Raw genomic sequence first — 15,543 nt, forward strand, 5'->3', positions numbered from 1 at the left:
AAAAAGGCGCATGGCTATGGAAGTCAGGGATCTGGCAATTGCTCAAATCGTTGTCTTATGTGGCGGAAATCCTGATATTTACTTCAAAACATAAAGAAATGGTCGGAATTTCTTCCGACCATGACTAGCCTTCGCCCCGCTTTAAATTCCGGGAAAGAAAAAGGCGCCGGTGGCGCCTTTTTCTTTCCCGGTAAGTGAACAGGTTATTATTAGCAAAATTGCTCTAATTTTGGCCGGATTCAATCTAAGAACGACAAAATGGGGTATAATAGCTTACAAGACTGCATCAATGATCTGGAACGGCACGGGCATCTGATCCGTATTAAACAGGAAGTAGATCCTTACCTGGAAATGGCTTCCATACATCTACGGGTATACGAACATGGCGGACCGGCACTGCTTTTTGAAAATATAAAAGGCAGCAAATTCCCTGCGGTATCCAATCTTTTTGGTACCCTGGACCGCTCCAAATTCATGTTCAGAGATACGCTGGAAAAGATCAAAACACTTGTAGATATTAAGGGCGACCCGATAAAAGCTATCAAACATCCGTTCCGCTACCTCAACGTAGCTGCTACGGCTATTTCGGCATTGCCCATGAAAACGGGCAAAAACGCGCCTATCTCCTACGGCCGCACCAAGATCAGCGAACTACCTCAAATCGTTAACTGGCCTATGGATGGCGGGCCATTTGTGACCATGCCACAGGTGTATACCGAAGATGCAGACAAGCCGGGCATCATGAATGCCAACCTCGGCATGTACCGTATTCAGCTGGCCGGCAACGATTACATACAGGACCAGGAAATAGGGCTGCACTACCAGCTGCACCGCGGCATTGGCATCCATCAAACCAAGGCCAACGCCAAAGGGCAGCCACTGAAAGTAAGCATCTTTGTGGGCGGACCTCCCTCCCATCCGTTGTCGGCCGTAATGCCGCTGCCGGAAGGATTGTCGGAGATGACGTTTGCCGGCGCGCTGGGCAACCGCCGCTTCCGATACTTCTATGATGACGAGGGTTACTGCATTTCAGCGGACGCCGACTTCGTGATTACCGGTACCGTAATGCCGCACGAGAACAAGCCGGAAGGCCCCTTCGGCGATCACCTGGGGTATTATAGTCTCACCCACCCCTTCCCACTCATGAAAGTGAGCAGGGTATATCACAAAAAGAATCCTACCTGGTCATTTACAGTGGTGGGGCGCCCTCCGCAGGAAGATACCAGCTTTGGTGCGCTGATCCATGAAATCACCGGCAACGCCATACCACAGGAAATTCCAGGGGTGCAGGAAATCCACGCTGTGGATGCCGCAGGCGTACACCCCCTGCTGTTTGCCATCGGCAGCGAGCGATATACGCCGTATCTGAAGGAACGTAAACCACAGGAAATACTCACCATCGCCAATCATATCCTCGGCAGTAATCAACTGAGCCTGGCCAAATACCTGTTCATCTGCGCCAGGGAAGATGATCCTTCGCTGCATACCCACGATATCAGTAAATTCCTGGTGCATATGCTCGAACGCATTGACACCACCCGGGATCTGCACTTTTATACCAATACCACCATTGACACGCTGGATTATTCCGGCAGTGACCTCAATGCCGGCAGTAAGGTGGCCATTGCAGCTGCCGGAGAAAAGCGCAGGGAATTGTGGCAGGAAGTACCGTCGACTTTTAGCGTACCAAGGCCTTTCGGTGCTTTCAAACTGGCTATGCCGGGCGTACTCGCCCTGGATGCACCTGCTTATGGCAGTGAAGCTGAAGCGGGCGAACAGATTGCCATCCTCAACGATCACCTGAAAAATGCGCCACTAAACGGATTGGCATTGATCGTCCTTTGTGATGATGCCGGCTTCACCGCGGCCACCATCAACAACTTTGTATGGGTTACGTTTACACGCAGTAACCCGTCACATGATATACACGGCATCAACGCCTTTATCCGCCATAAACACTGGGGTTGTAAAGGGCCACTGATTATTGATGCACGAATCAAGCCGCATCACGCGCCGCCACTCATCCTGGACCCTGCTGTGGAAGCCAGGGTGGATGATATGGGAAAGAAAGGCGGGGTGCTGCATGGGATCATATAGCTCCTTTTGGAGGATGCCATTGGCATCCTCCAAAAAGTTAAAATACTTACTTAATATCCGGTATCGGAAATAAATACCCTCCAAACAAGATCCAGGCCCACAGCAGTGTCCACAGTACATTAAACGCCTGCGCGCCAATAAACGCAATCGCCGGGCGGCCACCTTCAATTTTCACCAGGTCCCCGAAACGGGCTTCCAGACCGATAGACACGAATGCGAGCGCAAACCATATCGTTTGTAGACTCTTCAATATATCCTTTACCTGGCCAATGGTTTCGCCCGGCACGGCAAAGGAAAACAGCAGTGATGCCGCAATAAAGCCCAATACAAATTTCGGGAAGCGCTCCCATACAATACCCAATCCGGGAGATTTCGTTTGTTCGTTAGCGTTACCCTCTGCTTTTCCTCTGTAGCTCCACCAGATAGCAATAAAAAATGCGGCGATCCCTATCAGCACATTCTGAGAAAATTTGATGATCACTCCTGCTTTCACGGCGGCAGGGCCTACCAATTGCGCAGCGGCAGCCACAGATGCAGTAGTGTCCAGCGTACCTCCCAGCCAGGCACCGCCAATAATTTCAGGGATGTGAAACTCCCGTATCAGCCATGGCTGCAACACCAGCATTGGAATTGCTACCAGCAGCACCAACGTAGTGATATAGGAAAGTTTCTTTTTATCACCCTGGATAGCACCACTTGCCACAATGGCTGCCGCCACGCCGCAAATGGAAACAGCGGACGCCAGGATCACGCCAAACTCATCATCTACCTTTAACTTCCTGCTGAACCAGAGGGCAAAAAACCATACTGCCGCCACTACCAGCAACGACTGTATGATACCAGGTAACCCAGCTTTAATAATATCTGTAAAAAGAATACTGCTACCCAGAATCACTAACCCGGTTTTGATAAAAAACTCAGAACGGGCGGCCTTCTTCAGCCACTCCGGGGTAACGTTGATGTTGCCTAAAAAAAGGCCCAGCACGAGTGCGAATACCACGTATTCGAGTCCGTAGTACGATAATGTTTTGTTACCGGCAATGATCAGCGAAATCACCGCCAGCAGGTACAACACCCCAAACCCTGCGATGTACTTGCTCATATCGTCGCCCATCGATTTCACTGCAATAGCAGAAAGTACAAAAAAGATAACACCCGTAAGCACGATCAGCAACAGATTGGCGGGTGCCAGCACTTTGCCGGTCAGTTCCGCAGCATTGCTCCAGCCATATGCCGGCAAGGTAAATTTAAAGCCTGGCAACGCCAGTGCTATGCCAAGGATGGCGAGGATAATAAAGCCGCCGGTAAGTACTGCCCACCAGTCCTCGGTGAGACTTTCCAGCCATGATTTTTGTGGTGATACAATTGATAAAGGTTGTTGGCTCATCTGTAAGCGTGTATTAGAAATGATCAATGAATTACTTTAATATCTTTTAAGGCGCGCATGGCCGCATGATAGCCACACATGCCGTGTACACCGCCTCCCGGCGGCGTGGAAGCCGAACAGAGGTAAATCCCTTTTGCGCTGGTGCGGTAGGGTGAACTGCTCAGCACAGGTCTGGTAAATAACTGGGAGATGTCGATGGCGCCGCCGTTAATATCTCCTCCTATATAGTTAGCATTATAGGTTTCCATTGCGGCAGCGTTCATCACATGCCTGCCAACAATGCGTTTTTTAAACCCCGGCGCAAAGCGCTCCACCTGGTTTTCAATGATACTGGTCATATCGGCGGTGTTGCCGTTAGGTACATGGCAATAACCCCAGGCCGTATGCTGCCCTTCGGGCGCGCGGGTACTATCAAATAAACTTTGCTGTGCCAGCAGTACAAAGGGTTTTTCGGAGAGCTGCCCTTTCCAGGTGCCTGCCTCCGCAGCAGCAATCTCTTCATAGGTATTGCCGATATGCACGGTGCCTGCGCGGCGACAATCGTCATTCACGAAAGGAATAGGGCCGTCCAGCGCCCAGTCCACCTTACATACACCCGGGCCATAACGGTAACGGCTCAACTTTTTTACATAACTCCCGCTCAGGCGCGTACCGGCCATCTGCACCAGTTGCCGTGGTGAAACGTCCAGCAGCAATAGCTTTGCAGGCGGCAGGTGCGACAAATCATCTACCGGCGAGTTGGTTTCGATGTCGCCACCAAAGGCGGTAAATAACGCTGCCATTGCGTTGGCAATACCCTGCGAGCCGCCTTTCACCAGCGGCCACCCCGCCACATGCCCGGCAGTACACAGCACCGTACCGATGGCAGCGCTGGAGAGGTAATTGAACGGCAGCATGGAATGCGCTGCCATGCCCGCCCAGAGGCCACGCGCCTGTTTGGTGCGGAATCGCTTTACAATTGCATCTGCGGACCGTAATGCCGTGAGCCCAAAGGCCGCCAGCTGCAACGGATGCTTGGGAAAATGCAGGGGACCCAGAATATCCGGGCCCAGGTCCTTCCAATTTTTCACCAACGAAGCAACCAACTGCGTGTAGGCGTCACCGTCAGTACCCAGTAAAGCGGCAGTATCTTCCACGGAACCCCGCAGCACCGCGGCGCTGCCATCATCAAAAGGATGGGCAGCAGCCACCGGCGGAAAAATGAGCTCCAGGCCGTAATCTTTCAGCTGCAACTGCTGAAAGAAAGGGGACATAATCAGCATGGGATGTATGGCGGAGCATACATCATGCTGAAAGCCCGGTAAGGTCAGTTCTTTGGTACGAGTACCACCGCCAACCGTATCCTTCGCTTCCAGCAGCAGCACCTGTAGTCCGTGCTGCTGCAAGGTGATAGCGGCTGCCAGCCCGTTAGGACCTGCACCCACTACTATGGCGTCATAATCATTCGTGCTCCTGCTCATCTGAATTTCTCCGGTTTAAAAAGTACAGTCCCGTCGCGCTGGATGACCCAGGCAGTCACAGGGTTCAGGTGATACCCTCCCATATCTGTGCCACGCGCGTTCGTCAGCTGTTTAAGGGTGGGCTGGGTATAGCCCGTATCGTCCACTGCCCTGCTCATAATTTCTGTGGTGTCACCGTTCCAGTGCCAGCCGTAGCGAAAAGCAGTGTGTGCCTTATCCAGCACCGGCTCCTGCAAAGTGGCTGCCTGCCAGTGTTTACCGGCATCTGTGCTGACTTCCACTTTGCTGATTTTCCCGCGGCCGCTCCAGGCAAGACCACGAATCTCTATCCATCCCTTTTCCACGGTTTGCGGATAGCTGGGATAGGTGATGATGGAACGGGCATCCATATCGAAACTGAACTGGCGAATCTTTCCACCCTTGATCGTTTCTGTGTATTTGGAAGTCTCCTCCCGGGTCATGAAAGGCTGGTCCGACAGTTCAATCCGCCTGATCCATTTCACGTTGGTATTGCCTTCCCATCCTGGTAAAAACAATCTTGCCGGGTAGCCTTGTTCAGGGCGGATGGCTTCTCCGTTTTGTGCGTAGGCGATCATGGCATCTTCCCAGCCCTTGCGTACTGGTATACTCCTCGTCATCACAGCAGCATCGGAGCCTTCGGCGAGGAACCAGGTGGCTTTGGGACTTACGCCCACCTCCCGGAAGAGGGTGCTGAGCATCACGCCCGTCCATTCGCTCTGGCTGGTGAGTCCGCAGATTTCCTGCGGTGTCATGTTTGTTTTGCCAGACCTGAAATTGCCGGAGCATTCTATAAACGCGATGCGCGATAATGCCGGGAAACGCTTCAGATCTTTTAAAGTAAAAACCATAGGACGCTCCACCATACCATGTATCAGCAGTTCATACCTATTCGGATCGATGCGGGGCACGCCATTGTGACTCCTTTCAAAATGCAGGTCCGACGGGGTAATGATGCCGTAGAAGTCCTGCAAGGGCGAGCGGGCGGAGATATCGGAAGCCTTTTTTTGTGGTTGTTCGAAGGGCGACCTGGTGCCCACCTTGCCTACGGGTGTACCCGGGACTTTCGTGGGGTCCTCCGGGGCGGCCTCCGGCATCCGCCGGGCCGAAAGGCCCGGCACTAAAGACCCTAACGCAGTAACTGCTGCGGCACGCAATAATGTTCTTCGCTTTATCTGATCTTCCTTCATTCATTACTGTTTTTAAATCACCTTACCTCATTGCCGCCGCGGCGGTCGTCGTTGACATACCATTTACGGGCAGGCATCACAATACCTGGCAGGGTACGTGCGCTGATCACCCTATTACTGTCGATCAGCTGATTGCTGTACAACAGAAAAGCGGTGAGGTGATACACCTCCTCATTACTCAGTGAGCCGGGTGCGTTAAAAGGCATGGCCCTGCGGATGTAATCGTACAGCGTGGTAGCATACGGCCAGTAGTTACCAATAGCCCTGGTATGCGTAGTATCATCAGGAGTAGCCACCAGCCTGTATTGTGGCACTTCTGTACCGGTAGGACCATGGCAGGGTGCGCATTTAGCAATAAACAGCGCCCTGCCTTCGGCTACATGGCCCGTGCCCGGTGGCAGTCCTTTTCCATCCGGTGCAATAGAGATGTTGACGGCATCAATTTCGTGCTGTGTGGCAGGCCTGCCAATGCCAAAGCGCTCCGGTGAACGGTTGCAGCTTATGACCATGACTAACAGGCATGTCCACACGCTAATATTTTCCCGCCTGTAGTTTACCTGGTTCCAGCGCATAATGTTTGTCTACCCGATCCAATACCACATAGATGCGATTTTTCTTTTCATCTGTGCCGGTGAGGATGATGTGATTACCATCAGTGGTGTTGTATTGTACCACAAACCGATTTCGTTTTTCATTTTTCTTTGCCGCGGCGTAATCGCGGGCACGGCGTGCAGAAAGTGCGATGGGCTCAATTTGCAGCGCTTCATCCCTGATGTTTTTCTGCGCAGCAGCAGGTATCCAGTCCTCCTGTTTTTCAGCAGGTTTTTCCTGCTCCGCTTCCACACCAAAGTTGGCAGCAGTGCCACCATCGCCACCTACACCGGCCGTTCTGTTTCTACGATCGGGAACAGCCTTGTATTTATCTTCGAGGTAGAGGGTATGATTGGTTTCATCTGCGAAGTAGTGGAAGGCACGTTGTCCGCCGGCAACACCGGTAATTTCAAATGTCCTGTTTACATCCCGCTGCGGATCTCCGCCACCATTCGACAAATCCAGGGGATGTGGCTTGTTGACCCGGTAGGTAAAAGTGGACCAGTTTTCGAAAGTAGCTTCCTGCCAGCGAACGGTATCCAGTGGGTTAAAAGGAATCACCTGATCATTGATCCGGAATTCCGTCACATTATAATTACCCCGCAGTTCCTTCACACCTGCTACTGCAGGCTGTTTATACGGGTCATATAAAAAATTGATTAACTGGAGATAGAAAAGCACGCCCAGGAAAAGGAAGATCGTAAGGGATTTAAGGCTCACCCGCAGCACCAGCCCCGCCCTGTTCAGCGTGGGATAGTAATGAACAGGAACCGTAAATTTCTCCTGTATCAGCAGGCGGTAAATTTTAGGCACATCATTCACCAGCAGGAATGCGGCCAGCAGTACGAAATAGCTGCTGTACACGTGTACACCGCCATCATATGCAAAATTCACATACACAATATCTCCCAGTGCCGCCAGCAATAAGATAGACCCCAGGGTAGTAGTTTTACGGAAAAACAATAATGAACCTGCTGCCACCTCCACTACTCCTGCAAACACCTGATACCAGGGCACAATCCCGATGGATAGCCAGTAGATCTTTTGTGCAGTGAAGTCGCCGAAGTTCGTATTCAGCACCCCAAAAGATGGATATGGCATCTGCAAAGGCAACAGCTTTGTGAATCCAAAACCGATAATACCAATGCCTGCACGGTAGCGTACCACCACGCGCAGCCAGTAGTACAGCGTGTAGTATTCCGCCCGTTCTGTTTTACGCGTTTTCACAATGGCAGTCCAGAGCAGGCCGCCGGCCGTGGCGATCAGCAAGGTCGTAATCCAGTTGGCATAGCCCAGTAAGCTGGTACCCAATATGGTATTACCAAAGAAGTTGATGCCGGAGCCAAAACGCGCGATGTCGTACAGATCGCGGTAATTCAGCTGCAGCCAGTTGAGCCCAAACAGTTGCGCATACCATTCCGGTGTATTAGGAATAGAAATAGCGATGAAGAAGAGGAAGGCTATACGAAATAAAATCTTCTCGTAGCCTTTCCAGTCCCGTTTTACAGCCGGTGCCTGGCCTGTATGTACAGCTGCCTTAGCGCTATCAGCTACGTTGGCATCCTGCACACTAATTTCTGATATCGACATACAAAAATATTTTTAGCCGTTTATAATTTCAGTTTCCTGGTTCTGCTGCCACCACCAGTGGCCTCCTGCAGGAGGTATTTTTTTGGCAGCCTGTCCAGCACTACATACAGCGAATCACCTGATTGCAGCACCAGCTGCTCCGGCGTAGGCCTCCTATAGGTAAGGGCGAACACCTCATTTTTGTAATGGGGATTCTTATTTTTCAGCAGCAGCTGATGGTGCGCAGTATCGATGGTATAGCTGTAATAGCGGCGGCCATTGGTACCTTCCGATTCATAATTCCTCGGCTCCTGTGCAGTAATCACCGTATGTGCGTTATTGTTATCTACGGTTACTGGTTCCAGGGATTTTATGGAGATGGTATTCCAGCTTTCGAATACCACATTATGCCAGCGATGAGGGTCCACAGGAGAATAGGCGATGGTATCACGTTGAAGCACATACGTAGATACGTTATAGAGTCCCTCCGCATTTGCTAACCCTGGTGTACCGGGAAACTGGTAAGGGTCCTTCTTTGCACCGATGCCTGTTTTAATGCCGTAGATCACGATGAAACAGAGTACAAAGGCCGACTTCAGCGCTATCCGCGCTACACTCAGTCCATTGCTGAACTGCGGCCGGAATGTATTCGGGGCAGTTGGTAACTGTAGCAGTAACAATCTCACTATGCGAAAAAAATCAAAACTGAAAATAAAAAAGGCGAACAGGATGAGCTGCAAACTGTACACCGTATCCCCTCCTTCATAGGCGATATTGGATATGAACACATTACCACAAAAAATAAGAAACAGGAAAGCGCCTATGGAGGCGGTTTTACGATACAACAATGCTACCGCAAGCAGGATTTCTACCAGCCCCAGGAATAATTCATACCCGGGCACAATCCCTAAACTCATGGAAAAAAGTTTCCAGCGGTTAAACGCACCATAGGCGGTATTCAAATTACTGAGCGATGGATAAGGCGCCTGCAACGGAAAGAATTTGATAAATCCGTAGGCCAGTATTGCCAGTGCCAGCCTGTATCTCACCAGCACCCGAAGCCAGTACCAGAGCTGGTTATAGTCGGCCGTTTTGTTGGCGTCGCGGTAGGTCCATACCACGCCAGACACCACAGCGATTACGAGCAGGATGCCCCAGTCGGCAAACGTAGCCGGACCTGCGGTGAAGCGGGTACTGTAGTGTGCCAGGTTAAAAATATCCTGGTAGGTAGTATGTCCCCAGCTGATGCTCCCGAGGTAGCGGTAAAATGTCCAGTCGAGCGGCAGTACCTGTAGCAACAGGTATACGAACAGTATGCGGAAGAGCAGCTTCTGCTGCGGCTTCCATGGGTGCAATTCCCCTGTTTGTGCAATGATACTCATGGCTGCTATTTATAAATGTGATGTATTAATAGCCCAGGTTCTGGGTTAATTTTCCGTTTGATAAGCGTACTTCCTGCGCCGGAATGGGGAACAGGAACTTGTTGGCATCTGTGACACCGAGTACCGCCCCTGCCCTGTTGGTTCTTACGAGGTCAAACCAGCGGTGTGGCTCCAGTGCAAACTCTACTCTCCTTTCGTTTTCGATAGCCAGCAGTACGGCCGACTTATCGGCGTTGGTAAATGGTTCCAGGCCTGCCCGCACGCGAATAGCGTTGAGCGGGATCAGCGCTTCGGCTGGTTTATCCTGTTGTGCTAACGCTTCCGCATATACGAGATACAGCTCTGCTATGCGAATCAGGTAAGCCGGATCAGTGGCGGGACTACGATAATAAAGGTTACCATACCACAGGCCTGCACTGGTTTTTGCGATGAGCATATTGCGGTTACCGCCCACTTTAGGATCATTGAGCAGCGTTACCAACGCATCAGCAGGTGCCCACTGGCGGGTACCGCCGTTGGCAGGTGGCTGCCAGTAGTTGCGGTGGCCGTTGGTATAGGTGGCGCTGTACGACAACTCCAGCACGCTCTCTTTGGTGGCCACAGTGCTGGCTGGGGAAAAGAAGGCGGCGTAAGGTTGTTGCAGCTGGTAGTTTTTCAGATTAGCCAGCACTTTGGAGGCGTAGGTAGCGGCATCGCTCCACTGACCCTTGTAGAGGTACCAGCGGGCTTTGAGCGCCCATACGGTTTCCAGGTTAGCCCTCACCGGATTAGGTGTGGTGGGCGCTTTCAGCAGCGGCTCGGCGGCGTTGAGGTCCGCCAGTGCCTGCGCATACACCTGCTCCTGAGTACTTTGCTGCGTCTGACTTTTATCAGTAGCGGTAAGTGTAGGCGTTAACGTTATTTGCACATTTCCCCAGGTGCGGGCCAGGTCGAAATAGCTTAGTGCGCGGATAAACAGTGCCTCCCCTACGATCTGGTTTTTGTCGGCCTCCGTGAACGTGGCATCCTTTACTCCCGGTACTTTTGTGATAACATGGTTGGCACTGTTGATGGTGGCATAGATGGCCGACCATACCGTAGCCAGGTTGCCGTTATCCGCCTGGATATTATGGGTGATAAACTGCTGTATCACTGACTGGGAGCCGGTCCACTGTACATTGTCACCCGGCAGGTAGCCAAAGGTCTGGAACAGGCTGCCATAGTAACCATCGGCGGCCAGCTTACGGTAGGTGCCACGCAAAGCGGTTTGTGCGGAGGTTTTATCTACGATCGTTTGATCATCGGAAACGGAGTCCTTTGGTTTTACATCCAGGAATTTCTGGCACGACAACAACGTCAGCGCAGTAACCAGGATGCTGCTATATTTTATGAATATTTTCATGAGTTGGTAGTTTTTCGGTTAAAGGGTGAGGTTAATGCCGGCCTGTATGCTGCGTGGCTGCGGCGGTGTGCCCAGATCAAGCCCTTGCACGGTTTGGATAGAAGTAACGTTCGCTTCCGGATCAGGGCCGCTGTAGTTGGTGAGCAGCCAGAGGTTACTACCGATCACGTATACACGTAGCTGACTGATATGCAGGCGCTGGCTCACGCTTTTAGGAATGGTGTAGCTGAGTGATACCTGTTTCAGGCGCAGGAAGGAACCATCTTCGAGGAAGCGGCTGTTCTGATCAATGGTGTAGTTAAGGCCGTATGCGGTGAGTCGCGGTACATCCGTTACATCGCCGGGCTTTTGCCAGCGGTTCAGCTGATCGGCCACCAGTACACGGTTGGCATCCCTGGTGCCACCACCTTCACCGAAAAATTTATTGAGGTTGTATACATCATTGCCATATTGGTAGGAGAACAATATGCCCAGGTCGAACCCTTTCCAGGAAAAGGTATTGCTGAAGCCCCCGAAAAATTTAGGCATAGCGTTGCCCATTACTTTCCTGGCGGATACCGGCAGTTTACCATTTTCGGCGCCTTCAAAAATCACGTTTCCTGTTTTGGAATCCACGCCCAGCTGCTTATACAGCCAGAAGGAGTACATAGGTGAGCCTTCCTGCATGATGATCCAGTCGCGGTTGTACTGGTAAATCGGGGTTGGTAATTTTTCAATGCGGTTTTTATTGCCGGAGATGGTGAGGTTGCTGCTCCACCGGAACGACTTACCGGCAATGTTAACGGTGTTGATACCTATTTCATAGCCTTTGTTGCTGATTTCACCTGCATTGCTGTTGATGCTGCCGAAGCCGGTTACACCTTCAACGGGTAAACGCAGTAATACGTTGTTGGTGTATTTATAGTATACATCTGCGGTGAGGTTGATCCTGCCATCGAAGAGGCCGAGGTCCAGGCCGGCGTTGGCCTGGCTGGTACGCTCCCACTGGAGGTTGAGGTTGGAGAGTTGTTGCGGTGCAGTACCGGGCTGGTCGCCGGCACTGCCATCCGGATAGCCGAAGCCACCACTCCAGAGGCCTTGAGAAGCGAAGTTATCGATGCCTGCCTGGTTACCTGTGATGCCATAGCTCACACGTACTTTCAGGTCGCTGATGCGGTTATCATTTTTCAGGAACGACTCTTCTTTAATTCGCCAGGAGGCACCTACTGCCGGGAAGTAGCCCCATTTGGTGTCGTCCCCGAATTTGGAAGAGCCATCAGCGCGGAAGCTGGCTTCCAGGTAATATTTGCCGGCGTAGTTGTAATCCACGCGGGCGAAGAAGCTGGCCAGGTTTACCTTGGTCCAGGTTTGTCCGGCGGTACGTGTAGCCGCTGACGATATATTCTTATAGGAGTTGCTGGCGAAGCCGGTACCCTGCGCGGATGTTATGGCGATGGTGTTGCTTTGCAGGGTATTACCTGCCAAAATGCCCAGGAAGTGGTTGGTACCAAGGCGTTTGCGGTAAGAGAGCGTTTGCTCGTTGATCCATGCCGTGTTTTGTGTGATGGCGGAGGTAGCGAGGCCGTTAGTGGGCGCTGCACCGAGCTGGGTTTGGTTATTCCAGTATTCCGATTCGTTGTAGTTGTCGTAATCCAGGCTGAATGTACTACGGAACTTCAGGTCCGGGAGTATGTTCGCATCCAGGTATAGGTTACCAATATATCGCAGGCTGGTGGTGTTGACATCATAGTTGTTGAGCAATACCTGTACGTTGTCAAATCCGGCCCATCTGGCGGGCGTACCATCCGCGTTTACTTCAGGGAGATAGGTAGGGGTATGTAGTGCTGCCTGTAAGAGTCCACCCTGTGGTCCGTCACCGGCGCGACCCTGGTTGCGGTAGCTACGGGAAAAGCTGTTGCTGGTACCTACGGTGATGCGGTCGTTGACGCGCTGATCGAGGTTCAGCTTGAAGCTGACGCGGTCGAATGCCATTGGCTTAAGTATGGACTCCTGCTTAGCGAAGCCACCACCGATGTAGTATTTAGTTTCTTTGTTGCCACCGGCGAGGGAGAGGTTATAGTTTTGCAGCCCTGCGTTGCCGAACACTTCACCGAGGCGGTCATATGTTTGTTGTTCCGACGGGAGTCCGCGCGGGGCGGGCGTTGCCGAAGGGTTATCCGTTTTGGACCGGAACGGCAGGTAGCTATATTTGGTGATGCCGGCGGCATCACCAGCGGCCTGTGCATCGGCGAGGGAGTTGCGGTAAAATTCGTTGATGAGTTCAGCGTGCTGCGGGCCGGTGGTGAGGTCCCAGAGTTTTGGCGCCCAGGCTACGCCCCCGGATACATCCACATTGAGGCGGGATTTAGTATTGTAGTTACCCCGTTTGGTAGTGATGATTACGACTCCGTTGGCGCCGCGGGAACCGTAGATGGCGGTGGCGCTGGCATCCTTCAGCACTTCAATATTTTCAATATCAGCGGGATTGAGATCCGCCAGCACAGAGGCGCTGCGGCCGCCGGTGCTCACCGTTTGCAGACTGGTGTTATTGATAAACACACCATCCACTATGTATAACGGGTTGTTGTCCGCATTGATGGAGGTGGTACCTCTAACGCGAACGAATATACCGTCGCCGGGCACACCGGTATTGGAATTAATTTGCACGCCGGCGGCGCGGCCCTGCAGCTGTGCGTCGAAGCTGGCTACAGGTAAGCTCACTACATCTGCACCTTTTACAGAGGATATGGCGCTGGTGAGGTCGCGGCGTTTACGGGTATCATACCCTACTACCACCACGTCATTTAACTGCTGGGAAAGCTCTGTTAGCGGGATGTTACCGGCGTTGGAATGATCTACATAAATTTCTTTAAGCTGGTAGCCCAATGCAGAAATCTGGTAGATCACAGGGACTTTTTGTCCGGTGCGGAAAAAGAAGTCGCCCTGTTGGTTGGTTTGTACTTCGTGCGTAGTTCCTTTAATGTGTACCACCGCTCCTTCCAGCGGCTGCAAGGTTTTGCCGTCAATAATTTTTCCGGACAGGGAGATGTTGTGCTGTACAATGGTACCCGATTTAGGTACAGGATTGGACTGTGCCCGGGAAATCACGGGCAATAGCAGTCCTAAACTGCATGCAATAGCAATTTTCATTATCTTTACTTTGGTATGAAAAAAATAAGGCCGGTGCATGTATTTACATACTGCACTGTTAAATGTCTCACAGCCTTGTTTGCCAGCCGGAACTGCTCCAACAGTTCCGGCTTTTTTTATTTATTCACGAGAATTTTTAACAACATCGGAAACCTGGATTTTCAAATTGTCTGCATGCTAATAACTGTATCATGGTAGTTCTGGTTGTATTGCCGTACATGGTAGGGGCGGATGAAAATAGTTTAATTGGCATTCGGAATGCCTGATACTACAATAATACAATAATTTTCATAAAGTCTATAGTTTTAGTAGACTAATTAAAAATAATAATGCACAGGTAACTTTCAAAACACCCTTACAGGCAGGCCTATACGCAGTTACATCTCTCTATAAAAAATAATTAATTACATTCGCAGGAAAAAAATGAAGGCATTCCTATATCTGCTACTGCTTTATTTTATTGCCGCACCTGCTTACGCCCAAAAGGCAAAGAATGAAATCCCCTTCGAGCTGTTACCTTCCGGCCATATATTGGTGAAAGCCAACATTGACGGCGTGGAAGGGAAATTTATTTTTGACACCGGCGCGGGACTCACTTTATTTACAAAAACTTTTGCGGACAAGCTGCCCCATTTAGTAAAAGAAGATGGTGCTTACACCGGGTTCCGTGCTACCGGCGAAAGGATTGATGTAGACCTGTACCAGGTAAGGGATTTCCAGCTGGGTTCCTATCGCAAAGCCACCGAAGAGATCAGTTATATGGATGTGAACCTGGGTGGCATAGATGGTATCATCTCCCTGAAACTACTGGAATCGGTACCTTTTACGATTGACCAGCAACAACAGGTGATCCGCCTGGAAACACCGGCAACACTTCAGGCCATCCATAAAACAGCCAGCGCCATACCGGTACAGCAGGAGCAATCGCGCAACAAAGCGCTGACCTTGTTTGCCTACTTCAAGGTAAACGATACGCTTCAATTGCAGGTATCGCTGGATAGTGGCGCCGGAAAAGATGTATTCCGCCTCAATTCCCGCTTCATGAATGCTTTACAGGTGGACGCGGGCGACAGTACACGTGTGAAAAGAATTGAAAAGAAAAGCGAAATGAACCAAAAATTTGTCTCGAATATCTACCTTACCAAACTCAATAAAATAGCTGCTGCTGCCACTCCTGCTGTACATACCGAACATTTCCCGGTGCAATTTATTGACGGGCTAATTTATGATGGTATTATGTGGATTAGTTGGCTCGGACCAAAAATTACTTTTGACCTGAGTAAGAATGTGCTGCTGGTGGGGAAGTAAGATAATAATATGGAAAAGCGGTTGTATCCAA

General features: G+C 51.1%; 10 protein-coding genes. 2 read left to right on the forward strand and 8 right to left on the reverse strand.

Going from position 1 to position 15,543, the window contains the following annotated elements:
* Nucleotides 1-258 precede the first annotated feature (258 nt).
* Nucleotides 259-2,097, forward strand: coding sequence for a UbiD family decarboxylase (locus KW844_RS12080; protein WP_218376994.1), 1,839 nt, complete (start codon nucleotides 259-261; stop codon nucleotides 2,095-2,097).
* Between the two features lie 46 nt (nucleotides 2,098-2,143).
* On the opposite strand, the gene KW844_RS12085 is transcribed toward KW844_RS12080, so the two are convergent.
* From KW844_RS12085 to KW844_RS12120, 8 genes are read right to left on the reverse strand one after another with little or no spacing between them, the layout of a single operon-like run.
* Entirely contained in the window at nucleotides 2,144-3,484 is a 1,341-nt protein-coding gene (locus KW844_RS12085) for a YeiH family protein (RefSeq protein WP_218376995.1), read from the reverse strand.
* Nucleotides 3,485-3,507: 23 nt separating this feature from the next.
* A complete protein-coding gene (locus KW844_RS12090) occupies nucleotides 3,508-4,944 on the reverse strand; it encodes an NAD(P)/FAD-dependent oxidoreductase (protein WP_218376996.1) in 1,437 nt (478 codons plus the stop codon).
* A complete protein-coding gene (soxC, locus tag KW844_RS12095) occupies nucleotides 4,941-6,152 on the reverse strand; it encodes a sulfite dehydrogenase (protein WP_218376997.1) in 1,212 nt (403 codons plus the stop codon). Before soxC ends, KW844_RS12090 begins: the two co-directional genes overlap by 4 nt.
* Before the next feature lie 17 nt (nucleotides 6,153-6,169).
* Nucleotides 6,170-6,661 (reverse strand): c-type cytochrome, encoded by a 492-nt coding sequence (locus KW844_RS12100; protein ID WP_255578375.1) that lies wholly within the window; start codon nucleotides 6,659-6,661, stop codon nucleotides 6,170-6,172.
* Between the two features lie 22 nt (nucleotides 6,662-6,683).
* Entirely contained in the window at nucleotides 6,684-8,333 is a 1,650-nt protein-coding gene (locus KW844_RS12105; RefSeq protein WP_218376998.1) for a hypothetical protein, read from the reverse strand.
* A gap of 20 nt (nucleotides 8,334-8,353) precedes the next feature.
* Complete coding sequence (locus KW844_RS12110) at nucleotides 8,354-9,694, reverse strand: DoxX family protein (protein WP_218376999.1); 1,341 nt, start codon at nucleotides 9,692-9,694, stop codon at nucleotides 8,354-8,356.
* 25 nt (nucleotides 9,695-9,719) lie between these two features.
* Nucleotides 9,720-11,075 carry a RagB/SusD family nutrient uptake outer membrane protein gene (locus tag KW844_RS12115; RefSeq protein ID WP_218377000.1) on the reverse strand — a complete coding sequence of 452 codons (1,356 nt, stop codon included), beginning with the start codon at nucleotides 11,073-11,075 and terminating at the stop codon, nucleotides 9,720-9,722.
* Between the two features lie 18 nt (nucleotides 11,076-11,093).
* Nucleotides 11,094-14,204 carry a TonB-dependent receptor gene (locus KW844_RS12120; RefSeq protein WP_218377001.1) on the reverse strand — a complete coding sequence of 1,037 codons (3,111 nt, stop codon included), beginning with the start codon at nucleotides 14,202-14,204 and terminating at the stop codon, nucleotides 11,094-11,096.
* Between the two features lie 423 nt (nucleotides 14,205-14,627).
* Here KW844_RS12120 and KW844_RS12125 point away from each other — a divergent pair, with 423 nt between their 5' ends.
* A complete protein-coding gene (locus KW844_RS12125) occupies nucleotides 14,628-15,512 on the forward strand; it encodes a retropepsin-like aspartic protease (protein WP_218377002.1) in 885 nt (294 codons plus the stop codon).
* The last annotated feature ends 31 nt before the right edge of the window (nucleotides 15,513-15,543 follow it).

The organism is Chitinophaga sp. sic0106, from assembly GCF_019219075.1.
In the GTDB taxonomy this organism is placed as follows: domain Bacteria; phylum Bacteroidota; class Bacteroidia; order Chitinophagales; family Chitinophagaceae; genus Chitinophaga.

Coding starts and splice junctions, on each gene's coding strand:
- KW844_RS12110 (WP_218376999.1), bottom strand. CDS start 9,694: ATGAGTATCATTGCACAAACAGGGGAATTGCACCCATGGAAGCCGCAG.
- KW844_RS12105 (WP_218376998.1), bottom strand. CDS start 8,333: ATGTCGATATCAGAAATTAGTGTGCAGGATGCCAACGTAGCTGATAGC.
- KW844_RS12115 (WP_218377000.1), bottom strand. CDS start 11,075: ATGAAAATATTCATAAAATATAGCAGCATCCTGGTTACTGCGCTGACG.
- KW844_RS12100 (WP_255578375.1), bottom strand. CDS start 6,661: ATGGTCATAAGCTGCAACCGTTCACCGGAGCGCTTTGGCATTGGCAGG.
- KW844_RS12085 (WP_218376995.1), bottom strand. CDS start 3,484: ATGAGCCAACAACCTTTATCAATTGTATCACCACAAAAATCATGGCTG.
- soxC (WP_218376997.1), bottom strand. CDS start 6,152: ATGAAGGAAGATCAGATAAAGCGAAGAACATTATTGCGTGCCGCAGCA.
- KW844_RS12120 (WP_218377001.1), bottom strand. CDS start 14,204: ATGAAAATTGCTATTGCATGCAGTTTAGGACTGCTATTGCCCGTGATT.
- KW844_RS12125 (WP_218377002.1), top strand. CDS start 14,628: ATGAAGGCATTCCTATATCTGCTACTGCTTTATTTTATTGCCGCACCT.
- KW844_RS12090 (WP_218376996.1), bottom strand. CDS start 4,944: ATGAGCAGGAGCACGAATGATTATGACGCCATAGTAGTGGGTGCAGGT.
- KW844_RS12080 (WP_218376994.1), top strand. CDS start 259: ATGGGGTATAATAGCTTACAAGACTGCATCAATGATCTGGAACGGCAC.